The sequence below is a fragment of the Paraherbaspirillum soli genome (assembly GCF_042654985.1).
Classification (GTDB): Bacteria; Pseudomonadota; Gammaproteobacteria; order Burkholderiales; family Burkholderiaceae_D; genus Paraherbaspirillum; species Paraherbaspirillum soli.
Window position 1 is genome coordinate 1 of the sequence record NZ_JBHSMT010000030.1, and the last position, 24,843, is coordinate 24,843.

The window sequence follows — 24,843 nt, forward strand, 5'->3', positions numbered from 1 at the left end:
CGCCTGCACGCCGATCACGAGGGGCCGACCCTCATCTTCAATAAAGCATCGCAGCGGCCGATACTTCGGCTTTTGCGTTCTTGACACACGGCGGCGAAAGCAGGATTCGAAGACCGGACAGTAACTTTAAGCGACCCCGGCAGCCCCCGAGGGGGCTCCCCACTTCACCGCCCGTGGAGGGCGATAAAGGTCGCGCACGTAGAAAACCGCAAGCCGCGGTCCGTGCGTTACTGTTAGTGGCTTCGAAACCACGTCCAGGATTTTTCTCTCAGGGACGGAAGCGACTATAAACGCTATCGGACACGCTGGCAATTATTAGCTTCTTGCCATTTTTAGAAACCACCACTCAAGGCAGCAAGCTGTCCTGCAAAGGCGACGAGAAGATCCGGTACGGGTCGAATTTATTCAGCGCCGCACGTGCCACATCCCAATTGCTTACCGCCGACTGCCCCACCCTGAACGCGTTCGGAATCGTGGTTTGCAGCGCTACCGGGTCGGCCCACGCGGCTTGGTCGGTGTAGCCCCAGCCCTTCGACCATTCCGGCCGCACTGCGGCATACGAGCCGCTGTAGTTGGACTCGATCCACTGCTCGATCTCGCGGTAGAACTGGTTGGCATACGGTGTGCCGGGAAAGGTCAGAATGTCGAACCAGACCGCGACGTCCCACTCCGGATGATCGGGTCGCGGACGCAGTGCGGACAGCAGCGGCGAGACACCGTTCGAGGATGGCACGTCGTTCGGATCGTCGAGGCCGGTGACCCTGATTTCGACCGGGCCGTTCATCGGGAAGCGCTTCATTTGCTGGTACGCAGTCAAGCGCGCTTGATAGAAAGTGGTGAATTCGTTCAGCACGCGCTGCACGTTGGCGCGCTTGGTCAACACCGCATAGCCGTTGGCGGTCACCCGTAGCGTGGTCGGCCTGACATACAGCAGCAGGTTCTTCGACCAGCCCCATAAATCCCAGGAGAAGGTCGTCACCAATCCGGCCGAGGCGGCGGTGTATTGCATCTGGCCGAAGGCCGGCGTCAACTCGCCCTGCCCCAGCACGGCGATCTTATGCATCAAGTCGCCCACTTCGGTCGACAGAGTGTCCGAAAACGGGTAATTGAATGGCTGCGTCGTCTCACGCGAAAAGAGCGGCTTGTTCGGGGTCACGGTCCATACCTTGAGCCAGGGCTTGCTGGTAAACGGGAACCAGATCGCCTCCACCCGTCCGGCACTGTCCAGGAAGCTGGAAAAAGTCTTGCCGCCCGAGCCCGCCGGTGCGAACAGTTCGGCATACGGAATATCGAACCAGCTCTGGCAGCGCAAACGCTGATTCGGCGCTACCTGCAGCGTGGCTTCAACAATCAGCGCACGGCCGACATGGACCAGCAAGGCGGCAATCTGCGGATCGTCGCGGGCAAATTTTTTCAGCACATAACTGCGGCTGCTGTCGTCATACACCACCGCGGTCAAGGCCAGCACCAGATTGCTCACGGAGCCGTAAGTACTGCCTGGCAGACGCTGCTCTCCATTGGCGGGGACCGCCGTGCCGTGGCCGTCGATGGCCAGCACGCCGCCCAGGGTCAGATCGCCCGGCGCCGGCGTCGCGGTCATGCCCAGGCCGGCTTTTTCCAATGCGGTCAACAGCGCTTCCATCGTGATCCCGGTCTGCGCCGTCACCATCGGCCGCGAGCCGGAAGTGTCGATCGCGACCGCGGTCAGATAGCGGGTGGTATCGAGCAGCACCACCTTCGAGGCATCGGCGCCGGCAGTGACGGTCAGCGGCGACCAGGTATGCATCATGCCGCGCGGCCGCACTTTATAAGCGTTGTCTTTCGCCCAGTTGGCGATCTTGACGATCTCGTCCGCGCTGCGCGGCGCGCAAGTCCAGACATCGTCGACCTTGATGTCGCCGGCCCAGTTCTTGAAGGTCTGTTTGTACAACGGGATATCGCTTGGAAAATTGGCAGGCAGGCTGCCGCTGGCGGCCTGCGCCGCGCTCATTTGCGCTAGCGGTATCCAACCGGCCAAGGCGCCGATTGCCGCGACTTTTCCCGTGTTGGACAGAAAATCACGACGCCCGGAATTGGTTTTTTGCTGCTGGTCTTTTGCATCCATTACGCTGTTCCCTAAGATTGATTGATGACCGAAATGCTGCGGCAGGTTTTTAAAAATGGTCCGCAGTTCGGACTTTCGTGATTGTGGGGAACTTGCGAATTTTGACAGCTGTCATTTATGACAGTTGTCGTGCGCCTTGTTGACTGCCTTTCCGCTGCGATCGGAGTGCCTTCGGCCTGCCGATTTTTCCTCGCCGCCATAGGAAACGACGGCGCGAAATCGCTGCAGTGAATGTCGACTATGGGGGTCTCCATTGCGGCAGTTTGGTTTCGCTAAGAATGGATTCTCAGGCTGTTTTTTTATGCGGATTGCTCTACCCTTCATGCTTCGATTTCTTTCAGGGGAAGCGTCGATGTCTATCGTGCGGTTGCGGTTGAAGTTGCAGTTGTTTTTGACGTGCATTCCGCATTGGGACGCTGCCAAATGGGACGACTGTTAGCCGGGAATTGTGGGAAGACATGTTTGAGCCGAAGGCGAGTTTGTCTTCACACCCGGCTGACAGTTGGCTCATTTGGGGACCTGACCGAAGGGAAGGCAGTGGCTTTGCGGTCGCCTTCTTTTGCTTACTTTTCTTGGCGAAGCAAGAAAAGTGAGTGGCTGCCGGGCCACCCCCGGCTTGCTTCCACGGAGTAGCAACCGTATTAGCTACCCAAAGACCGACCGAATGCAACCGCCCGCACTCCGTAGCCCGTTAAATGGGGTCAGAGTAATTTTCGGCGATACGACTGCCGAAAAAAAACTCTGACCCCATTTAACTACGCCGTCGGGGCGCTCCGTTTAACTACCAAGCAGCTTGATAAAACACGAAACCTTTACCGTGACGAAAAGCGCCAAAGCTTATGCAAAACCTCCAACAGCCCCCTGCAGAAGGTAAATTCACCCTGCTCCGCGATCGGCGTTTTCTTTGGCTAATGTGCGCCTGGTTCAGCGCCGTCATGGGCCAGCAAATCGCATTGATAACGATGCCGTGGCTGGTGCTGCAACTGGGCGGCGACGGCTTCGCGCTCGGCATGGTGATTACCGCCATGGAGCTGCCGCGCGCCGTTTTCATCATCATCGGCGGCGCCCTGGTCGACCGCCATTCGCCGCGCCTGGTGTTGAAATGGTCGTTGTTTATCTGCGCCGCGCTGGTCATCGCGGTCGGCCTTGCCGTGTTGAGCGGCAACCTGCAACTCTGGATGCTCTATCTTTTCGCGGTGGCGATCGGCGTGATCAATGCTTTCACCGGACCATCCGCCGCAGCACTGCTGCCGGAAACCGTCGCCGCCGAACGCTTGCAATCGGCAAATGCTTTTTTTATGGGAATCAACCAGTTCTCGCTCTTTATCGGCCCCACGCTCGCCGGGCTGCTGATTGTTTTGCCCGGCTTGCAAGCGAACAGCAGTCCGGCATCGAATACCGCGCACGGCCTGGGACTGGCCTTTATTCTTAGCGCGGCATGTTTTGTGACGGCCGGATTCGCGCTGACCCGCATGGCGTCGGGCAGCGCCGGCAAAACAGCGCGTCATCCGTCGACCTCCAACATACTGCACTCGATCACCCAGGGCGCCCGCTGGGCATGGTCGGATGTCACGCTCCGTTCCCTGTTCCTGTATTGGGCGGCGATTGCCTTCCTCACCGCCGGTCCGATCCAGGTTGGACTGCCGCTGCTGGTCAAAGAGCAGATGCATCTGGGCGCCAATTATTTCGGCATTCTTATCTCGTCGCAGGGAGCCGGCAGCCTGGCCGGGATGGCGCTGCTGGGACTGCTGCCGCGCTGGGCGCTGGGCCGGCTTGGGGTAATGGTGTTTTGCGCCGACGGCATCATGGGGCTGATCATCATCAATTTAGGCATGGTGCATCACTTCACTACCGGCGCCATCCTGATGTTTTCGATCGGCCTGTTCAGCGGCTTGGTGCAGGTCAGGCTGATAGTCTGGATCCAGTCTCGCATCCCGGCCCATATGCGCGGACGGGTAATGAGTTTTCTGATGTTCATGATGGCGGTGGTGACGCCGCTGTCGACTTCGTTGGTCGGCTTCCTGATCGTCTATGCGTCGACCCGCAATTTGTATCTCGGGGCCGGGGTTTTACTCATCGCGATTGCGCTGTTTGCACTCTCCAGCGCCAATCTGCGCAACATCAAAGCCGTTGAAAACACAACAAGCGCCGAAGAACCGGCATAATCATGCCGCGCAAAATAATCAAGGCCCATATTCAACGGCGCCTCTAAAAGCCGTAGCGAGCGGCCCAAGATCGGAGAGAGAAGATTTGAATCATTCAATACAAGCAGGAGAAGTGCATATCTGGAGCGTGGATATGGACGACTGCGGATGGGATGCGTTTGGCTCGGTATTGAGCGCCGACGAACGCGAAAAGGCGCAGCGCTTTCGCGCGCCAAACCTGCGTCAGCACTATCAGCGAAACCGCAGCGCACTGCGCTTGCTGTTGTCGCATTATTTGTCCAGGCATGCGGCGCAGATTGAGTTTCTCTACAATCAATTCGGCAAACCCGGCACGGTCGGCCAGCTGGTGCACTTTAATCTTTCACACAGCAATCGTTATGCGATGATCGCCATCGCAGCGCAGCCGGTCGGGGTTGATCTTGAGTTCATGGACCGGCAAAAAACGGATATCCACGAACTCGTTGAGTGGGCCTGTCATCCGCTTGAAAAAGCGGCGTTGCACTTACTGCCGGCGGCCGAGCAGGCGCTGTATTTTTATCGGCTTTGGACGCAGAAGGAAGCGTATTGCAAAGTGCTCGGCATCGGTTTGAATCATGCGCTTCCCGCGCTGCGTTTTGAGGCGGCGCGGGACGCTGCAGGCTGCCTGGTGGTGGATGAAAATGGCGCCAGCGCCGCACCGTTTTTTGTGCATCGCGTGCCGTGCCCGGACGGCTACGCGGCCAGCGTCTGCCTGTCCCGGGATGATGCCCGGATCTCGCTGTTTTCTGCGACTCCTGAAGACCATATTTTCCAGAGCACGGAAGCGCATCAAGCGCGAATTTACTAGCTTTCCTACCAGTTCATGTGCTCTTGGCCCGGCTGCGTACAGCCACGTCAAAGCGGCGTCGAGCAGCGACAATCAAATTGGCATTTTGCGGGTGCTGCGTTGTGGCCAAAAACTTTTAGGCCATGATCATTAATTGACAAAACAATTAAAGAATCGCGCAATAAGCGATGTCATGGATTTTTACATCCTGTCAAATATATCAACTGGTGCCCCGCAAAAAATCAGACTAGTTTGAAATAAGGGATATTTGTTTCAGCTTGTAAATTTTCTTGCTGTTTGCAGACTCCACGGCCGGCGATGTCGCGCCCTTCTGTTTTTCAACACCTGTTTGAATGCACTGTATCAATGGCGCCGATCTCAAATGAATCGGTCTTCCGATTCATTTGGATTGGGGAATATTGATGTTCTGGTAGACCGGAAAATTCGCTTATCCGCGAAAGATTCGGTTAATTTTTGTGAGTAATCCCCACAATAACGAAAGAGAGTGAGTCATGACGATAGCCTCAAAACGTATGGAACGTCCTTTTCTGTTATCGCTGTTAGCGTTAACAGCCTCAAGTGCAATCGCAGCGGATCGGGTTGAACTGGAGGGTTATACCGCACCGGCCACTGTTGCGACACAGGGCAGCAACAAGATCAGCGTGCACGAAATGCTAGGCCTGAGCACCGACGAGTTGAAACCGTTGCGCAGCCAGACCTACCCCAACGGCAAAGTCGTCACCCGTTACCAGCAATACCACCTGGGCGTGCCGGTATGGAACGACGCGGTGGTCGAACAGCGCGCTGCCGGCCAGGTACGGCCTCAGTTGTCCGGCGCGGTATTGCGCAATCTCGACCGCGACCTGCCTAGCGCCAAACCGCTGTACTCGGCGGCGGATGTCCTGTCCCAGGCCAAGACCAAGGCGCTGGCGATCACTACCGAGAACGACCAGGCCAAGCTGTACATCAAGCTCGGCGCCAACAATGTCGCGCAGCTGGTTTATGTGGTGTCCTTCGTCACCACCGTCGGCGGCAAGCCGAGCCGTCCCTACTATGTGATCGACGCCAATACCGGCGCCGTGCTGAAACACTGGGAAGGCCTGACTCACCGCGACGCGACCGGCCCCGGCGGCAACCTGAAGACCGGCAAGTATGAATACGGCACCAACTACGGCCCTTTGGTCGTCGACAACAACTGCGCAATGGTGGCCCCGAATGTCGTCACGGTCGACCTGAAAAACGGCACCAGCGGCACGACGCCTTACCAGTTCACCTGCCCGCGCAATGCCGACCATGTAACGAACGGCGCTTATTCGCCGTTGAACGACGCCCATTACTTCGGCAGCGTCGTGTTCAACATGTATCACGACTGGCTCAACCTGCGTCCGATCAGCCAAACCCTGTACATGAAAGTGCACTACAGCAGCAATTACGAGAACGCTTTCTGGGACGGCAGCGCGATGAACTTCGGCGATGGCGCGACCACCTTTTATCCATTGGTGGCGCTGGACGTCTCCGGGCATGAAATCAGCCATGGCTTCACCGAACAGAACTCCGGCCTGACCTATAGCGGCATGTCGGGCGGCATGAACGAGGCGTTCTCCGACATGGCCGGCGAAGCCTCTGAAAACTACATGAAGGGCAAGAACGATTTCCTGGTAGGCGCCGAGATTTTCAAGGGCAGCGGTGCGCTGCGCTATATGGCTAACCCAACCCAGGACGGCGGCTCGATTGATAATGCCGCCGACTACTCCGACAGCCTGGATGTGCACTACACCAGCGGCGTCTATAACAAGGCGTTTTACCTGTTGGCGACCGCGCCCGGCTGGAGCACCCGCAAGGCGTTCGAGGTCATGGCCTATGCCAACAAGCTGTACTGGAGTGCCGACAGCACTTTCAACGACGGCGCCTGCGGCGTGGAAAAGGCAGCGGCGGATCGCGGTTATCCGGTGGCTGACGTGACGGCGGCATTCAATGGCGTCGGCGTCAGTTGCGGCACCAGCGGCGGCGGCAATGTCCTGAGCAAGGGCGTGCCGGTCAGCGGCCTGTCGCTTTCCACCAATGCCACCAAAACCTTCACCATCACGGTCCCGGCCGGTGCCCGCAATCTGAACTTCAAGTTGTCCGGCGGTAGCGGCGATGGCGACATCTATGCCAAATCCGGCTCGGCTCCGACCACTGGCACATACGACGCCAAATCCGACGGCCCCACCACCAGCGAAAGTATCACCATCGCCGCGCCCAAGGCTGGAACTTACTACCTGCTGCTGAATGCCTATCAAACGATCAGCGGCGTCACGCTGGTCGCCAATTACCAATAGACGTGATCGATCAATACTTTTGACCGCAGTCTTGCCCGCTCCTATCGGAGCGGGCTTCCCCATCCATCGTTGATCGTTTCTCGCACGGCAGCGTTTGGTTAAGGAAAAGCACTCCCAACACCACAGGAGAACATATGTTCCCACCTCGCCTTTATTTGTCCGCTACGGCTATGGCGCTGCTTAGCCTGAGCTGCCTCGGTCCCGCCAGCGGCCAGGTCCGCCCGGTTGAAGACGACGCGCTTCGTCAGACCGCAAACTCAGCTTTTGCCGCCAGCGCCGGCGTAGCAGCTGCGACTTCGGCTACCGATACCGTGGTTGAAGTAAGCAAGACCGACTCAAGCCAGAACTGGATTTTAGGCTCGGTGACACAGAAGCTTGCCGCCGATAGCGAAGCAGACCCGCTGACGCGACTGTTCCTGGCACACCGCGTCAATGGCAAATGGCAGTTGGGGCTGGAGGCCAGCGACGTCTTTTTCAAGCTATTGGAAAGCGCGCCGGACGAAGTGCTGAGCCCAGTGGAAAAAGCCAATTTTCGCGCCCAACGCAGCCTTAGGCCCAGATCGTCAGCCAGGAGCGCGGCCGGCGACACCGGATTAGCCCTGCCGTGGCAACAGGGAACCGCGTGGTACTGGACCGGCGGCGCGCATGGCTGGAGCGGCGACAGCCGTCCGTTCAACTCGCTGGATTTCTCGGGCGGGGATGGGCGGGTACTGGCGGCACGCGACGGCACCATTTACAAGAGCTGCGAGAACGGCGGCAGCGCCATCGTCAAGTTGGTGCATGACAATGGCTACGCCACGACTTATTACCACATGACCAATTTATCCGATGCGAGCAACGGCACCCTGGTGCGCATGGGCACCTACATTGGGATGATAGGGAATGCATTGCCGTGCGGCGGCCATACCAGCGGCGCTCATGTGCACCTGTCGCTGAGCAAGGACGGCAATGAGGTCGCAGTGAACGGCAAGACGATCGGCGGCTGGCAGTTCTTCGAAGGACAGAATGCCTACGGCGGCTACGCTGTGCGCAATGCCAGACGCGTTTCGGTGCAAGCCTCATTGACCAATTACGGCCCCGACAACACCCCGCCGCCACCGCCCGGCCAGCCCCAACCCGGTACGGTGCAAGCACGGGGGGCAGTCAATTTGCGCAACGCGCCTAGCCTGAGCGCAGACATTATCGGCTCGCTGCAAAATGGCGCCAAGGTGCTGCTGGCGTGCTATGCGTACGGCGATTCGGTGGACGGCAATTGGGGTAAAACCACGCTTTGGTACAAGCTGACGACCAAGCAATGGATCAGCGACGGCTTCGTCAATACCGGCAGCAATAATCCGGTGGTCGCGGCCTGCCTCGATTCGTAAGAGGTGCCTGTAAGTTTTACTGCGGCAGCCGGCTATGCCAATTCTTCAGCGATCAAATCCAACGATAATTCTTCCAGCGAATAACCGGCTGCCGCCCAAGCTTCGAGACCGCCTTGCAACGGACGCACACGTGTATAACCGCGATCCATCAGCATCTTGGCGACTTTGGCCGCCGAGATTTCGTTCGGGCAGGTGCAGTACAGGATGATTTCACGATCGCTAGGCAAGTGGCCGATATACGCGTTGAGTTCATCCATCCGGCCGAGATCCACCGGCAATGCCCCCGGAATGCGGCGCGGTTCAAGCTGGCGGCCGACCGCGGAACGGACGTCGACAATCACAGGGTTGTCGCCGGACTTCATCAAGTGCTGCAATTCGTCGACGCTGATGCGCGCCATCCGCAGCGTATTGACCAGGTGTCGCCGCTGCCACCATTTGAGCCCGATATACAGCGCCAGCAATCCCGCCAACAGCATGATGGCAATCGTGCCCATGCTTTCCAGGCGGGCAAACAGATACTCGATCTTGGCGTGAAACAAGCGGCCGGCGCCGACCGCCGCCCCGATCCAGACAATCGCGCCAACGCTATCGAAGAACAAGAACGAAGGCCAGCCGAGTTTCATCGCCCCCGCCATCGGCGGCGCCATGGTGGACAGGCCGGGAACGAACTTGGCCGCCATCAGCAAACTGCCGCCCCAGCGCCTGAAGCTGACTTGCGCCTGCATCACACAGGAATTCGGGGACAGCGAGACCCGGCACAACAGCCTGAGCACACGGTTGCCGAAACGTCGCCCGGCCCAATACCAGACCGCATCGCCGATGATGCAGGCGGCCAACGACACGGCAAAAACCGCGGACAGCGACAGCTTGCCATCCGCTGCCAACGCCCCGGCAACGATCATGGTGGGCACCGCCGGCAACGGCAAGCCGAGTTGCTCCACCAGGACATTGGCAAATACCAGTAATAGCCCGTACTGGGCTATCAACACTATTAAATTCTGCATCATCGCTTAACTGCCTTACGTGCTCTCGGCATTGCCTTGGACCGGGAATTTATTTATGGCCGGGCGTGTGGACTGCAATCCAGTGGCCGAGTTTGGATGCCTTGGTTCTCAGATAGTGCTCGTTAAAAGGATTGCGATTAAGCAGCAGCGGCAGCCGTTCGGTCACCGGCACCCCATGCTGTTGCAGTGCATCCATCTTGCGTGGATTATTGGTCATCAGCCGAAGCTCGGTAATCCCGAGGTAATTCAGGATCGGTTTGCATTGGCCGTAATCGCGCAGGTCGGCATCGAACCCCAGTTTATGGTTTGCCTCTACGGTATCGGCGCCGGCATCCTGTAGCCGGTAAGCGCGGATTTTGTTAATCAAGCCGATGCCGCGCCCTTCCTGTCGCAAATAAAGCAGCACGCCGCGACCTTCCGCCGCAATATTTTTCAGTGCGCCTTCCAGCTGCGCGCCGCAGTCGCAGCGTTGGCTGAACAAGGCATCGCCGGTCAGGCATTCGGAATGGAGGCGCGCCAGCACCGGCTCGCCATTCGCCACGTCGCCCAGCGTCAACGCCAGATGTTCTTTACCGGTAACGGTGTCGAGAAAAGCATGGAGCTGGAACGTGGCCCAGGGCATCGGCAGGTCACATGAGGTGACGTATTCGAGATTTTTTTCGCGCAACGATGCGGATTTTGTGTCTGCATGCTCATGCATGGTGGCCCCGCAAAACGGTCAATTTCATAGTTGATAACATAACTGGGTGTGGGTAAGGTAAGTCGGGTCGCGGCTTGCCGCTCAAAAGACGGCTTGGCGAAAGCGTTCGGCCCCATGGCTGTCTATGGCATGACGGCCGGCGGCGATGCGGCAAGGGCTTGGATACATCAGATCGATGCTTGAACAGTTGTTTGAATAATGCATCGCACGATTTTATCAAACTGTGCAGCCGGCTGTTTAATCAGCCCTTGATTGAACAACAATTCGTCGGGGCACGGTGCATATCTGCACTTTCCGTCATCAAAACCGTGAGCACGGAACTCAGCGCAGTTCAAGTACGACGCAGAAAAACATTGCCAGAGAGCTACACCGTGGATAAGAATTTAGACATGGATAAGATTTGGTCGCCTCCAAAAGCCGCAGCCAGCGCCCCAAGATCAGGGCGACAATACTGCAACGCTTACTCATACGGACGTATGGCATCGACAATCTCACCTCTGCAGCAGGTATTTAAAGGTGATCATTCAACGGCTAGCCGGTATCAAACCATCGACAGAAATTCAGAAATGGACAATATTTTGAAACGTCGCAATCTCGCATTGCTATTACTTCAGACACGTGAGTGCGTGGTGCGCAATTTTCGCCACATCCTGCATCACTACGAATTAACTGAGCAGCAATGGCGCATCATCCGGACGCTCAGCGAGCGAGAGACCATGGAACAGCGGCAAATTGGCGAAACATGCCAGATCCTCAGTCCAAGCCTGGTGGGTGTGCTGGCGCGCATGGAAGAGATCGACCTGGTCGAACGTGCGCGAGTGGACGCCGACCAGCGCCGGGTACTGGTTTCCCTTACCGCGAAAAGCCAGGCGTTGGTGCAGGAAATAGCGCCTTTGATTGAAGCCCAATACCAAAACCTGGAGTCAGGCGTGGGCTCTAAAACCGTGCGCGATTTGTACCAGGCGTTGGATCGTTTCCTGGCCAAGCAAGACATCCCGATCGCGGCAGTAGAATTGCCGGGGCGCTCAATAGAAAGGTCGGCTGCAGGAGTGAAACAGCGGCGACCGGCGGCAGCCGCCATAAGGGCGCGCACCAGACATGCGCCGGCCAAGCCGCACAGGTAAGGGCACCTCGAAAACCTGCCGCAGGGTTTGGCAAGCCCGCCAATCCCGGGGCTGTGATGCTCGCCACGGTTTGTCGAGATGCCATCTTACTGCTGACATCGCGGACGCCCAGCCATCATGCGCGGTGAATCGACCAGTACAGCATCCACTCCCAGGCAGGCCATGGCCCGATAGTCTTCTACGCTATTGATGCCGATGGCGAGAATTTCCACGTTCGGATTAGTCCTGAAGCAAGCGATCGTGTTCGGCGACCAAGTACGTGCGCGAACCTTGGACACGCCCTCACCCAGCGTGAACTTCTCGATGACCTGAACATCCCTGCGATACTCGAAACCTGCAGCTGAAGATGCTGGCGGCGGGTTTTGGCAAGCGCCGCCAAGCGCCGTCTGGAACAAACGGGTGCGCGTGTCATCGCGAGATTCGAACATGCGCGCTTTCGGATATGTTGCAAACGCCATCTGATAAGCGGCGTCAGTCGAATAAATCCTGACTCGCTCCCAGGCGTCCTGCTCATCCAGTACCTGCGCCACCGCTTTGGCCTGGACATCAGCCGGCACCGCTTTCATATCCAGCAGTATCGGCACATTAGGCGGCACCACAAGGAGCGCCTCGCGTAAAGTCGGAATGGCGGGAGCTTGCTCACGATAGGGGTAGCTCACCACGCCCGCAGCGTCGATTCGCTTGAATTGCCACGCCGCGTTCACCCGGGCCAGCTCGGCCACTGTCTTGTCGCGCACCGGACCGGCGGCATTGGTCAACGCCGACAGGTCTTGCGGACGGTATAGTACCGGCACATTGTCACGGCTGATCTGTACGGAAAGCCAAATTCCGTCGGCGCCGTCGGCAAGCGACTGGCGGATCGCCAGCAAGGTGTTTTCCGGATAATCTCCGGTTCCGCCTCGATGAGCGATCACCAGCGGTTTAGAGCCGGACCATGCGCCATCCGGCTGAAAGGCGCAGCCAGCGAACAAACCTGCAGCCAGCGTTGCGGCGATTGACAATTGGAGTCGTTGCATTTGTGTGATTTCCTTATTACGTGAGGGCTATTCAAAAACTGTCCGCCACGGCGACTTGGAGGGCAATGCGGTCGTGCACGAGCCGGTGCTGCATGTTCATGCATGAACAAATACGTCAGCAGCTCAATGCATCGCCCGCAAAGATATAACCCTTGCCATGTATCGGACGCACCGGCAGTTCCAGGCCCAGCAGCCGTGCACGTTGCCGCAAGCGACTGATCTCAACCGCTAGCGCCCGCTTGTTCGGAGTACCGTCGGCTCCGCGTCCAGTGCCGGACCAGACGATGGCGTACAGCTCGCTGCTATGGATTTCTTGATTGGGCCTGGCCAGCAATGCCGACAAAAGACAGCGCTCCTTGGGACGCAAGGTAAGCTGTGTGCCGTTTGGACTGACCAGCGTGGTGCCGCCATTGATCAGATGCCACGCTTGCGTCTTCCGCGAACGCGAACCAACGTGCGCCGCGACTCTGTAATCCAGTGAATGTTCGGCCTGCTCGGTCAGCGTCGGAGCCATGTACAGCATGTCCCGCCAGCCCTCCACCACTCGGGTCTTCCAGCGCTCCAGATGCCGATCCATGGCCAGCACGGCGTTGGCAAACTCCCGCGTTAGGCCGCCGTCGCAGATACAGACATCCGCACCAGCTTGCAATACCGAGATCCGGTCATCCTCACTTGCGTCGCCCGCCAGCACGGCGAGAATGCCGATAATGTCCGCTGACGGCAACGGTCCGAGCACTGCGCAGATGTCGGCCACATCCCCCACCAATACCAGCAGGCTGGCCGGTTTTCTACGCAAGCCACGGTAAAGCGCGTGCGTATTGGTGCACCCAAAGACGGCAAATCCATCACTCGGCAACTCACGCTGAATCCGGTCAGCCAATGTCTCGGTCTTGCAATACAAGACAATATCAAGCGCTTTCATGCTCTCCCTAATCAATCCGGTGAATCAAGCACGCGTCCAACACATGGAAGACTTGCCCGACTCGCGGTGCCGTGCTCGCTGCCGCGAACAAGTCCTTCCTCATCCGTCGATTCTCCTCACGCCGAAAGCGCGAACAGCGGATGGAACTCGACTTATTTTGCGCATCCTGGGCTATTCCTGATATAGGGCTTTTACTAATTTCCTTTAGGAATTAACTGAAATTTTGACGCTATCAATAAAACAACTTGCCGCGGCGCTTGATCTGGCAGGCTTCGGGCCAGCGGCTCACGCTTTATGGCGCAGCAGTCTGCATCTGTATACCTAGAGCTCGCTCCACATTGTTCTTGAAAGTCTGGTAGCGCAGCGCTGAAATATCTTCCATGCCGCCCTCCCTGCAACCGCGTTCGATGCCTTCACACTGCGCCGCCAAATCGCCTTCCCTAAGAATGGACAGAGCCCCTTTGACCTTGTGCAGACGACGCAGGAAAGCCAGCTTCTCGCCCTCCTTGAACGCTTGATCCAGGACCTGTTTATCTTGCCTCCAGCTCTCGACAAACAGTGCGCGTAGCTCGGCGTGCTTGACGTAAAGCTCGGTTGGCTTGGCGGCCGCGCTCGGCCTGGCGCTCCGCAAGATCGCCTCTGGTTGAGCAAACACTTGCTTGAGAAGCCGTTCAAGCTGCACGATGGACACTGGCTTGTTCAACACCGCCAGCACTCCCGCTGCCCGCACCGCCGGCGTTGCCAACGTCAGCATGCCGGCGGTAATCAACACCAATGGCGCCGCACTGCCCTGCTCTCGCAATGCGGCCGCCAATGCCAGCCCATCCATGCGAGCCATGCCTTGGTCGCTCAACACCAGGTCATAGTCGTGCGCACCACATTTGTCGAGCGCCTCTTGACCATCTCTTGCCTGATCGACTCGGGCATAGCCCAGCGCAGCCAGGTAATCTCGCAACAAACGCCGGCTGACCGCATCGTCATCCACAATGAGCACCGACTCTTCATGCGCGGCAACCGATTGCGCCGCAGCGTTTGCCGACGGACCCCGCGGCAGGTCAAGCACTCCGCCGGCGGCCAGCACACAGGCCTTATACAGCCCATCGCGGGAAAGCGACGTCACCCGTATACCGTGTTCCGAGTGCTCCGGCTCCATCGGCCCGGACCACGACGCCACGACGATCTGCTTGAAGTGCTGTAGACCGCAGGCTGATGCCGGCGGCGTATCGCAGTCGTCGCCACCGGCAATCAGCAGAATCGTGTCACGTCCATCCTCGAACCTGATCGTCTCAGCCCGATGGTCGGCGGTTCGCACCGTCGCTCCCCAGGCAATGCATTGCCTGATCAGCAGATCGCGCCATGGCCCAGCATCACACAGCAACAAGATTTGACATCGCAACGCAGGCGCTGAGCTGTCCGGCTTCCAATGCTGTTCGAGTGCAAACGGTATTTCGCACGAAAACACGCTCCCCGCCCCTGCTTCGCTGGCGACGCTGATCTCTCCCCCCATCAATTCCGTCAGGCGCTTGCACAAGGACAGGCCAAGACCCGTGCCACCGGTACTCTGCCGCTCATCGCCGACCTGAATAAAGGGAGCGAACAGCCGCTGTTGGTCCGCTCGAGAAATCCCGACGCCTGAATCGATGACTTGAAAGCGGATGATGCGCTCGCCGCTCGCGCACGTGATCGGGCAAACACCGATGCTGATTTGTCCAAGCCGCGTGAACTTGGCCGCATTGCTCAACAAATTCAACAGGATCTGCTGCAAGCGCCGACTGTCGCCGATGGCCTGCACCGGCGTCTCAGGATCAATCAGGCAAAAGAAGCGGACCCCGTGTTTTGCAATGACCGGCGCATATGTCCTGGCACAGGATTCGACTAACTCGACCAGGTTGAAACCAGCGTTGTTCAAGGTCAGTTCGCCCGCCTCGATTTTGGACAGATCGAGGATATCGTTGATCAACGACAGCAATGCATCGAATGATTGTCTGATGGTACGTGCCAGAGCCAAATGTGCCGGCGCCAGCGGCTCCCGTTCCAGCAACTCCAGATTGCCCAGCGCTCCATGTAGCGGCGTGCGAATCTCATGGCTCATGGCGGCCAGGAACAGGGACTTGGCCTGGTTCGCCTCGTCCGACGCCCGTTTCGCGGCGCGCAATAATTGCTCGCTGATGACGCGTTGGCTGTTGTCGGTCAAGCCGCATAGCAGCACGGCTCTACCCGCGTAGCGAGTGGGACTGACTACCACGCCCACGTGGCGTATACCGCCATCCGGGGATGACGACTCCCACGACAACTCCATCAAGCTGTTATTTGGCGTGGCGTTGCCGTTTCGGGCATGGCGTTCCAGCAGCATGCGGTAGAACGCCTGTGCTTGGTCGGCAGTGCTGGAGGTCAGTTCCATCGCGAGCGCATTCTGGGCGACAATCTGCCCGGAGTTCGCATCCAGTACGCACAGCCCGACTGGTGCGGTCGCCACCAGCGTACGATTAAATGCCTCGCTTTCGTAGACCTGACGAGCATCGCGCTGCAAGGGTGCGAAAACTCTGCGATCGAAAACGATCACCAGACCCCATAAAATAAACAGTACCAGCAACATCAGGCCTAGGGTCAGCAGCAATTCACTCTGAATACTGCGCAGCACTTTATCCCAGTCGAACGCATAGACTGCCGTCCAGTTCGGGCCAGGCACACGCTGATACAGAAAAAAAGTAGCCCCGATCCGAGTCGAATGGGGCTGGTCGTCGCTCACCTTGAAATGCGGTGCTTGCGCCAGCACCAGTTGCCCCAGTTGCGAGTGCCTGTCGTCCTGTTGATTGACATCGTAAATGTGGGATTTGTCGCTGGACAGAACGAAGAAGCCGGGATCCCGGTTCGGATTGGTAAAGTAGTAGCTGAAATTTTCGAACGGGATCGACGCCACCACAACCGCAATCCGCCGGTCGCCGTCATACACCGGGCCGCCGAATTGGGCGACCAGCATCCCGCTAATCGGATCCCGGTTCAATGGTATCCATACGACTCGGCGCTGTTTCAGCTCAGCCGACGAATACTGGGCCAGCACCGCCTCCACTGCACTGGTTTGACGTTTGATGAAGTCCGCTAGCCGGAATGAAGCATCGATTGCGGGCGCGTATTGTGCCCCCCATGGCGGCACGATCGCGATGAAACGGCCGGCGGGGTCATAGGTATAGCCGCCCAGCGGGTGTCCCAATTCGCTATTGTTCAAGCGCGCGGCGGAAGGGACATCGCGTACCAGCTTCAATAATTCTTCCAGCCGTTCCACATCTTCGGGAGCGGTCAACGTGCTCATCACGCCATACGGAACCTGGGTCAGGTCGAGGCCGGTAATAATAGGCGCCTGGGCAGTCATCAGTTGCGCACGATATTTTTCCAGCGGAATCAAGTCATGCTTGTGCAGCAACCAACGGGCCTCGTAGCTATCCAGGAATTGCTTGAGCCTGGCCTCCATGCGCAGGACTTCAGCGCGCGCATAGTCGCGCTGGGTGGCAAAAACCAGGCTTTGATCATTGATCGCCCGTTGAATCCGTGACGCCAAGGCCAGGCCGACTGAAATCAAAATAAGCACGGTCAGGATGGCGCTGCCAATGTACAACAGCAGTCTCGAATATCGCCCTAATGCCATCGAGGATGGCGGATTCTGGCTCGGCTTGTGACTACGGATAGCTTGTTGCAAGCCGGGGTTGACGGGCATCGACATGCCGCTCAGACCAGGCGGCCAAGCGCTTCAATCAGTTCGATGTCGTTCTTGGCGCCCAGTTTTTTCATGGCGCTGCTTTTCTGTGCGCTGATAGTCTTGATACTGCGATGCGTATGGCGTGCGATGTCAGTCTGCGACATGCCGCGCTTATACAGACGCAGCACTTCCAATTCACGCGGGGTCAGGTCGAACTGCGGAGACAAACCTTTCGGTCGATCGAACATGCGCTCCACCAGACCTCTGGCGGTGACCGGATCGACGTATTTTTGACCGTTCATTGCGCGCCGTATCACGTTCGGCAGCATCGCCAGGTCATCGTGGTTTTTGCTGATAAAACCGACCACGCCGATCGCCATCGCCTGACGGATCACAACCGGATCGTCATGCATCGTCAGCAGGATAATCTTGAGGTCGGGATACATTCGCGCAATACGCAGCAACATATCCAGTCCATCCGGCTGTTCATCGCCGTCGAACGAGAAATCCGTCAGCAATACATTGCAAAGCTGCCGCTCCAGGCCGGCAAAAATCTCGTCGACGTTGCGCGCCATGGACAAGACCCTGATCGACGGCTCGCCAAGCAGGATATTGCGTATGCCGTGCAACACAACAGCATGGTCGTCGGCAAGGATCACGCGGGCTTCGGGCTGTTCAGCAGGGGATGTTTGTTGGGTCAAAGACATATTCTCTTACCTCTTCCGGATGGCAGATTGCCCTTATCAGTTTAGTTATTCTAATGACAATCATATTACACATCTATTTGACAATAAACCAACTTATCCCAGGAATTTTCTTAATCTATTGCACCCAAAACATTCGAAGCATAAAAAAATCGGCGAGGTGTTATGCACACCTCGCCGACCTCGCCACGAACCGCTGATCGTCAGAATGACTCCTGCGGCATTACCTTTTATGTTGGCTTACGCTTGATCATCATGGCGCTGCGACGTAGCCATGATTGACTTCGGCACCTCGCTCCTTAATGATGCCGCCGTCGTTGTTCACAGCACCGAGCGCAGTAAAACCATATTTGGCTTTGGCGACAATAAGCCCGTTACCGTTATCGGTCGTGCCAGCAACTATGACCTTATCCGCCTTCAGCCCCCGCTCCGCATTTCTTGTATCGCGATTGTTGAGATTGCCAATTACCCTCAGCTCCTTATTCACCTGAATTAGCCCACCTGTATTGGTCAGCATCCCGCCGGTGAACTGGAACGAACCCTGAGCATCCAGCCTGCCTTGATTGGTCAGAGTAGCAGCCGTCACCGTCAGATCGCGGCCGGATTTGACCGTACTGGCATCATCAATCGAGACATCGCGCTCCGCTGTCAGCTGCATCGCTCCAAGCGCGTTCAATACGCCGCTTTCCAGATCAACCCCGGCCGCATTGACGATCAGATCGCCGGCCGCCTTGACCGCGCCTTGATAATAGACATCGAGACTATCGCCCGCCGACAGACGTGCATTCCGGCCCGAGGTAAGCAAACCGCCGCCTATCGCAATTTTCCGGTCGGCGCTGATCGTCAAATCGCCTGCCGATTGGACTGTGCTGCCATAAATACCGGCTTTAGCGCCAGCCATCAAACGTATCGCCCCGCCAGCGGTCAGCGAACTCTCATCTATCGCAATCGAACCTGCTTTGACGGTCATATCGGCGCCCGATTTAGCCGCCGCCCCTCCCTCGAAGCCGACCTCGCCGCTCGCGATCAACCCCATCTTCCCGCCTGAGGCCAGCGTGCCACCGTCGACCGTTATCCATCCTGCGCTGTCAACATTCAGCGCACCGGTCGCCTTCACATTGCCGGAAATAGAGACGCCTACGCCGTTCTCGGCGCCGACCATGCGGATGGCGTTGGCGTACATGCTGCCTAACTCGCCAACGTCGATCGAGACCTCAGGCGCCTCGCCTTCATCTGCGACACTGCCATCGTTGACGACAATGCCGCTTTTCGCATCAACCTTGCCGACACCGCCAACCATCAGGACCTCTTTCGCTCGTAGCGCCGCATTCAGTTCGATGCTGCGGGCGAACAGCTCAAGTTTGTCCGTGCTGCTGGCGTTCAGGCCATCGCCAGAGATATCTATCGCCCCCTTCCTGACGTCGAAACCAGCAACCTTACCGTCGCTGCCGAACGCCGGCGCACCGGTGGTCAGCGTCACGCGAGAGGCATTCACGAAGCCAGCGCCGTCAGCCGAAATACCGTTGGGATTGGCGACGATCAACTGGGCTGTCGCGCCGGCGATTTCAGTGATGCCGTTAAGTTGCGTGGCCGACGATCCGATGACTTCGTTCAGAATCACCCCGGCAGTTTTACCGTTCAGTTTTACGTTGCCGTCGATCTGCTGGCCCAGCTGGGTCTGCACCGCCGTCGTGCTGTTGTTCAGGATGAGCCCTTGAGCGCCAACGTTGTAGTCGGTGAATTTATTGTGGGAGACCCCGGCCTGGTTCGGTGCGTTGATCTGGACCACCGGAGTGCCATTCGCGGCAGCTGCGATACCCGGCGCGACCGCTCCGGTCGCGGTGTTCAGGGCGGATTGCGCCAGTGCCGGACTGGCGGCCATGACGGCAACCATCGGCAATGCTGCCAGCACGGCATATGCCACAGGCCGTAAAGTCAACTTCTTGTTTGCGCCGCATCGTACCGCTTGAATATTCGTTTTCATATTCACCTTAAAATTTTAAGTTAGTGGTTCAGCTCAAATAAATTCAAATCGACCAGCACGTGGACGCACCAAGAAGCGCTGCGGTCAGTGATAAACGCGTCACCGGAACGACCACACGTGGGCATGGAAATGATCCTCGGTTAGCTGCCTGGCTCGTTCAGTCCCTCCATGGTTAGGTGAAAAATCAAATCGCCTGCTCACAAAAACAGCGCTGCGATAGGACATTCAGCTTGTTTTTATATTTGGCAGAACGTCAAAATCATGGCGACCTTGCGTCCTCATGGCCATTGTCGAATGCCGCATTTTCATCTGAGGAAATTCCTATTTTCGATCGCTGCAAACAGTTGCCTGCATTGCGGAACACGCGTGACGAAGCTGCCCCGGCGCTTAAAAAAGCAGCGGGAAGCGTTCGATATCGCACGTTGGGAGAGTTACGGAATGTGCTAAGGGAGTACCAGCCGTCACTCGCGGTCGATTACCACACCCACGGACGAGCGCAGCAGAAAATAGGAAGAATAGATGAAGAAGATGATGACCGGACGCGGCGCATTGCGCTTTTCATACGTCCGGCCTAATTAGGCTTGCGCTGCTCGAATCACCTGGATATTTTGCCGCTATCCATGGCCGCTGGTCGTCACCAGGCGAACCCAGTGCGAAGTAGACTCCTCCTCGGACGGCAGCGCGAGGTGCATGCTCCCAGCCTGATACAACGTTGAGTGGTAAGAGATCGAGTTGGCTTTTCTCGATTTTTTTTCCTGCAGGCGCCGCGTGTACTGATCACCGTGTTCCACGATCGCGTTCAGTTTCGACATTAGCTCACTATCATCGATTCCAGCCCCGCTGATTTGCCGCCAGACATTGCATCGCGTCCAGCGTCTGAAGCGCACGTAATTGGTCCGCCATTGACCGTAGCGAGAAGGCAAGGCGCTCCACTCGCATTTGCTCGATACCAGCAACAGCACGGCCTCGATAAACAGCCGGTTGTTGCGGCCCTTGGCACCGGCGTCTCCTTGACGCCCTAGCAGTAACGGCTCCAGTTTCGCCCATTGATCATCACGAAGTTTCATATCACATTCCTATATCTTGTTTGCCATTCACTGATGTTGCTGCCTACATCGCTTAAAACTCGATACAAGAATTTTCGTGCCTATTGATGAGATATCCAATTGGATGAATTACCAATTAACGTTAAGAATTATCCTATTTAACTATGCCGGTTCACTGATCTCAACCCCGCAGCTGTTTGCGGCAAGTGCATAGCTAGCTTCTTATGCAGGCATCGTACGATTGCGCCTGCCAACCATCCGGCATTCAGCCGCGAGTGCCAATAGTTTAGGGTCGCGCTCCCGGCTTTTCGGTAGCAGCAGGGTAATCACCTGGCGCGCAGCATACGTCGCTTCGAGCGGAACCAACGTCAGGCGCGGACTAAATTCGCCGACCCGGCCAGGTAACAGGCTATATCCAACGCCGCCGCTGACCAGATTGATCAGGGAAAAAATATCCGGGGCGCGCATGACAATCCGGGGCAGAAAGCCGGCCCGTTCAAAGCAGCGATCAAAGTCTTGAGCGGTGGCGAATCCTGCGTTCAAGGCGACAAATTTTTCTGCGCGAAAATCCCTAAGGTCGACCTGTCGCCGGCCGGCATACGGTGAATGCAGCGGAGCCGCCAGAAGAACCTCGTCATGAAACAGGGGCACGGCAGCCAGCGCCTGATTGTCATTGGGGCCATGCAGGCCGATCACTATCGCATCCAGCCGTCCATCCGCCAGCTGTTGCAGCAACTCCCGATTGGAGCCCAATGTCAGGTCGATGTCGAGGTCTGGCCGGCGTGACTTGAGCCCGATCAGCAATTGCGGGATGCAGCGCAAGGTCAAGGAATACAGAGCGCCGATCTTGAGTCGGGTCGCATTAAAGCCCGCGGCCTCGCGTACTTTTCGCACGCCTTCTTCGCATTCCTCGCATGCCCGTTGCGCATATTCGACAAAGGAGTAAGCGGCCGGCAACGGAATCAACTGACGTCCTGCGCGCTTGAACAGGGGACAGCGCAGCGCCTCTTCCAGCGAATGCAAAGCGCGATGCACGCTGACCGTGCTTTGCCCAAGGCTCTCCGATACCCGCGCCATGTTGTTGTGCGTCATGAAAGCGAGAAAGACTTCAAGTTTTTTCAGCGTGATCGCTTCATCGATTGCCATCCTTCCCCCGCAGTCATTCGTGTAGACAAGCTATCTCGATATTACAAGCCCGATTTCATTCACTTTACAGTAATGACAGTTCAACAAGGTTTATTGAAGTATTGGACCGACAACTTTATTGTGCAATCACCGTGGTCAATTTATCGGAGTGAGCATGCCAGCCAGCGCCCAGCTTGATCCGCAGTGGAGTAAGCGCCGAACCGAGAAAAGCCGGCGCCTGGCGCTGGTGCGGCATCTGGCCGACGGTCCGGTATTGCGCAGCGATGACATCGTCACCGCGTTGGAAGAATTGATCGCACCGGGTGACCGTGTGGCATTGGAAGGCAACAACCAGAAGCAGGCTGATTTTCTGTCCGGCGCGCTGGCCCGGGTCAATCCCGCCAAAGTGAACCGGCTGCACCTGATCATGCCCAGCGTCAGCCGGCCGGAACACCTCGAACTGTTCGAGCGCGGCATCGCCCGCAAGCTCGATTTTTCCTATGCAGGTGCGCAAAGCCTGCGCATTGCGCAGTTGCTGCAAGACGGCTTGCTGGAAATCGGCGCGATTCATACCTACCTCGAACTGTATGCCCGCCTGTACCTCGACCTGACGCCGAATGTGGTGCTGGTCGCCGCATTCAAGGCCGATCGCCAGGGCAATCTGTATACCGGTGCCAGCACCGAAGACACGCCGACGCTGGTCGAGGCGGCCGCCTTTCGCGACGGCATAGTCGTCGCTCAGGTCAATCAGATCGTCGACGATCCGGGCCAGCTGCCACGAGTCGATATCCCCGGCTCCTGGATCGATTTTGTGGTGCAGTCCGAGCAACCGTTTTTCCTGGAACCGCTGTTCACCCGCGATCCCCGGCTGATCAAGCCGGTACACATATTGATGGCGATGATGGCCATCCGCGGCATCTACGAACGGCATCAGGTGCAGTCGCTCAATCACGGCATCGGCTTCAATACCGCTGCGATCGAACTGATCCTGCCGACTTACGGCGAACGGCTCGGCCTCAAGGGCAAGATCTGCAAACACTGGACGCTGAACCCGCATCCGACCCTGATCCCGGCGATCGAAAGCGGCTGGGTGAAAAGCGTTCACTGCTTCGGCGGCGAACTGGGCATGGAGGATTACGTCGCCGCCCGCCCCGACATCTTCTTCACCGGCCGCGACGGTTCGATGCGCTCCAACCGCGCCCTGTGCCAATTAACCGGGCAATACGCGATTGACCTGTTCATCGGTTCCACCTTGCAAATGGATGGGCTAGGCAACTCATCCACCGTGACCCGCGGTCGTCTGAGCGGTTTTGGCGGCGCCCCCAATATGGGCCACGATCCGCGCGGGCGGCGTCACGCCAGCCCGGCCTGGCTTGATTTGATCGAGACCGACGACCCGCTGGCGCGCGGCAAGAAGCTGGTCGTGCAGATGGTTGAAACGTTCCAGAACGGCAGCCAGCCGACCATCGTCGAGACGCTCGACGCAGTGGAAGTGGGCCGTGCATCCGGCATGCCGCTGGCACCGGTCATGATCTATGGCGATGACGTGACGCACGTATTGACGGAGGAAGGCATCGCCTATCTCTATAAGGCGCGCTCGCTAGAACAACGTAAAGCCATGCTGGCCGCCGTCGCCGGCGTCACGCCGGTCGGCATGACTCACGATCCGGCCGGCACTGCCGACTTGCGCCGGGAAGGACTGATAGCACTGCCCGAAGACCTCGGGGTACAGCGTAGCGAGGCGACCCGTTCCCTACTGGCTGCCAAGAGCCTGGCTGACCTGGTGCTTTGGTCCGACGACCTGTACGCACCGCCCGCCAGATTCCGGAGTTGGTAATGATTGCTGCTGCCCTGTTTGATCAGCACCGCATGCATCCTGCCGCCGAGCAGGAATACACGCCGTACTCGCCCCCGCCGACCGCGCCCTTGCCCGAATATCTGGCCGACCTGGTGGTGGCGGCACTGATCGATGAGGTCACGCTGACCCCAAAACCCGGCCTGGTCGATATGCGCAGCCGCGGCGCGCACCGCGATCTCAGCTGGGCATTGATGTGTCATTCGGCGTGGGCGCTGCACTCCACCTTCCATGCGATGGCCGTTGCAGGACAGAGCATGGCCGACCTGCAAAGATTGCGCGAGCACATTGGCTTCCTTGGTCGCCAGGGCGAGGCGAGCATGATGCGCGCCACCGGCGACATCAACTCCCATCGCGGGGCAATCTGGGCCCTCGGCCTGCTGGTGACCGCCGCGGCGCAGGATTGCAACGCACTGGCACCGGCAGCGGTGGCTGCCCGCGCCGGCGTACTGGCGCGCATACCAGACCCATTTTCCCCTGTACTGACCGGCAACAAGGGGCAACGCGCGTGCCACGAGTACCGGGTTGGCGGTGCACGAGCGCAAGCGCAAGCGGGATTTCCGCATGTCATCGAGATCGCACTGCCCTGCCTGGAACGCTCCCGTGCACGCGGCGACAAGGTCAACGACGCCCGCCTCAATGCCTTGCTGGCGGTGATCGCCGAACTCGACGACACCTGCATCCTGTCGCGCGGCGGCACAGCAGCGCTGGCCTCGGTGCAAGCCGGTGCGCAGCGGGTGCTGGCCGCAGGCGGCGCCGCCAGCCCACACGGCCGAAGCGTGCTGCGCCAGTACGAGGAAGAGCTGCTGGTCTTGCATGTTTCGCCGGGCGGTGCGGCCGACCTGCTGGCGGCGACGCTGTTCCTGGACCAGCTCAGGACGGATTTTGTTCATTAACCAAAAGAGGAAAT

General features: G+C 58.1%; 18 protein-coding genes. 8 read left to right on the forward strand and 10 right to left on the reverse strand.

Translation table 11 applies throughout. The features are described 5' to 3' along the window. Nucleotides 1–346: 346 nt before the first annotated feature. Nucleotides 347–2,104 (reverse strand): cholesterol oxidase substrate-binding domain-containing protein, encoded by a 1,758-nt coding sequence (locus tag ACFPM8_RS20020; RefSeq protein WP_379000282.1) that lies wholly within the window; start codon nucleotides 2,102–2,104, stop codon nucleotides 347–349. A gap of 839 nt (nucleotides 2,105–2,943) precedes the next feature. On the opposite strand from ACFPM8_RS20020, the gene ACFPM8_RS20025 reads away from it, so the two are divergent. From ACFPM8_RS20025 to ACFPM8_RS20040, 4 genes are all read left to right on the forward strand, one after another. After that, nucleotides 2,944–4,269 carry an MFS transporter gene (locus tag ACFPM8_RS20025; protein WP_379000284.1) on the forward strand — a complete coding sequence of 442 codons (1,326 nt, stop codon included), beginning with the start codon at nucleotides 2,944–2,946 and terminating at the stop codon, nucleotides 4,267–4,269. A gap of 85 nt (nucleotides 4,270–4,354) precedes the next feature. Then, on the forward strand, nucleotides 4,355–5,095 hold the full coding sequence (locus ACFPM8_RS20030) for a 4'-phosphopantetheinyl transferase family protein (RefSeq protein ID WP_379000286.1): 741 nt from the start codon (nucleotides 4,355–4,357) through the stop codon (nucleotides 5,093–5,095). Between the two features lie 491 nt (nucleotides 5,096–5,586). Next, nucleotides 5,587–7,395, forward strand: coding sequence for a M4 family metallopeptidase (locus ACFPM8_RS20035; RefSeq protein ID WP_379000288.1), 1,809 nt, complete (start codon nucleotides 5,587–5,589; stop codon nucleotides 7,393–7,395). 134 nt (nucleotides 7,396–7,529) lie between these two features. Beyond that, nucleotides 7,530–8,759: a peptidoglycan DD-metalloendopeptidase family protein gene (locus ACFPM8_RS20040; protein WP_379000290.1), complete on the forward strand. Its 1,230-nt coding sequence runs from the start codon at nucleotides 7,530–7,532 to the stop codon at nucleotides 8,757–8,759. A gap of 32 nt (nucleotides 8,760–8,791) precedes the next feature. Here the strand turns inward: ACFPM8_RS20040 and ACFPM8_RS20045 are convergent, their stop codons facing one another. Beyond that, nucleotides 8,792–9,766, reverse strand: coding sequence for a DedA family protein/thiosulfate sulfurtransferase GlpE (locus ACFPM8_RS20045; RefSeq protein ID WP_379000292.1), 975 nt, complete (start codon nucleotides 9,764–9,766; stop codon nucleotides 8,792–8,794). A gap of 46 nt (nucleotides 9,767–9,812) precedes the next feature. Then, nucleotides 9,813–10,463 carry a GTP cyclohydrolase II gene (gene ribA, locus ACFPM8_RS20050; protein WP_379000294.1) on the reverse strand — a complete coding sequence of 217 codons (651 nt, stop codon included), beginning with the start codon at nucleotides 10,461–10,463 and terminating at the stop codon, nucleotides 9,813–9,815. Between the two features lie 191 nt (nucleotides 10,464–10,654). Between ribA and hpaR the strand changes: the two genes are divergently transcribed. Next, entirely contained in the window at nucleotides 10,655–11,587 is a 933-nt protein-coding gene (gene hpaR, locus ACFPM8_RS20055; protein WP_379000296.1) for a homoprotocatechuate degradation operon regulator HpaR, read from the forward strand. 86 nt (nucleotides 11,588–11,673) lie between these two features. Here hpaR and ACFPM8_RS20060 read toward each other — a convergent pair whose 3' ends face one another. From ACFPM8_RS20060 to ACFPM8_RS20080, 5 genes are all read right to left on the reverse strand, one after another. Then, nucleotides 11,674–12,603, reverse strand: a complete 930-nt coding sequence (locus tag ACFPM8_RS20060) for a glycerophosphodiester phosphodiesterase family protein (protein WP_379000298.1) — start codon at nucleotides 12,601–12,603, stop codon at nucleotides 11,674–11,676. A gap of 115 nt (nucleotides 12,604–12,718) precedes the next feature. Further along, complete coding sequence (locus ACFPM8_RS20065) at nucleotides 12,719–13,525, reverse strand: winged helix-turn-helix domain-containing protein (RefSeq protein ID WP_379000300.1); 807 nt, start codon at nucleotides 13,523–13,525, stop codon at nucleotides 12,719–12,721. Between the two features lie 292 nt (nucleotides 13,526–13,817). Further along, entirely contained in the window at nucleotides 13,818–17,243 is a 3,426-nt protein-coding gene (locus tag ACFPM8_RS20070) for a hybrid sensor histidine kinase/response regulator (protein WP_379000302.1), read from the reverse strand. 5 nt (nucleotides 17,244–17,248) lie between these two features. After that, complete coding sequence (locus tag ACFPM8_RS20075; protein ID WP_379000304.1) at nucleotides 17,249–17,926, reverse strand: response regulator; 678 nt, start codon at nucleotides 17,924–17,926, stop codon at nucleotides 17,249–17,251. Between the two features lie 250 nt (nucleotides 17,927–18,176). Further along, on the reverse strand, nucleotides 18,177–19,907 hold the full coding sequence (locus ACFPM8_RS20080) for a filamentous hemagglutinin N-terminal domain-containing protein (RefSeq protein WP_379000306.1): 1,731 nt from the start codon (nucleotides 19,905–19,907) through the stop codon (nucleotides 18,177–18,179). A gap of 230 nt (nucleotides 19,908–20,137) precedes the next feature. Here ACFPM8_RS20080 and ACFPM8_RS20085 point away from each other — a divergent pair, with 230 nt between their 5' ends. Next, a complete protein-coding gene (locus ACFPM8_RS20085) occupies nucleotides 20,138–20,482 on the forward strand; it encodes a hypothetical protein (RefSeq protein ID WP_379000307.1) in 345 nt (114 codons plus the stop codon). Between the two features lie 39 nt (nucleotides 20,483–20,521). Here the strand turns inward: ACFPM8_RS20085 and ACFPM8_RS20090 are convergent, their stop codons facing one another. Both ACFPM8_RS20090 and ACFPM8_RS20095 read right to left on the reverse strand, forming a co-directional pair. Next, nucleotides 20,522–20,974 carry a transposase gene (locus tag ACFPM8_RS20090; RefSeq protein WP_379000309.1) on the reverse strand — a complete coding sequence of 151 codons (453 nt, stop codon included), beginning with the start codon at nucleotides 20,972–20,974 and terminating at the stop codon, nucleotides 20,522–20,524. Between the two features lie 201 nt (nucleotides 20,975–21,175). Continuing rightward, nucleotides 21,176–22,099, reverse strand: a complete 924-nt coding sequence (locus ACFPM8_RS20095; protein WP_379000311.1) for a LysR family transcriptional regulator — start codon at nucleotides 22,097–22,099, stop codon at nucleotides 21,176–21,178. Between the two features lie 154 nt (nucleotides 22,100–22,253). Here ACFPM8_RS20095 and mdcA point away from each other — a divergent pair, with 154 nt between their 5' ends. Continuing rightward, nucleotides 22,254–23,915: a malonate decarboxylase subunit alpha gene (gene mdcA, locus ACFPM8_RS20100; protein WP_379000313.1), complete on the forward strand. Its 1,662-nt coding sequence runs from the start codon at nucleotides 22,254–22,256 to the stop codon at nucleotides 23,913–23,915. Continuing rightward, nucleotides 23,915–24,829, forward strand: coding sequence for a triphosphoribosyl-dephospho-CoA synthase (locus ACFPM8_RS20105; protein WP_379000315.1), 915 nt, complete (start codon nucleotides 23,915–23,917; stop codon nucleotides 24,827–24,829). The genes mdcA and ACFPM8_RS20105 overlap by 1 nt, the downstream gene beginning before the upstream one ends. The last annotated feature ends 14 nt before the right edge of the window (nucleotides 24,830–24,843 follow it).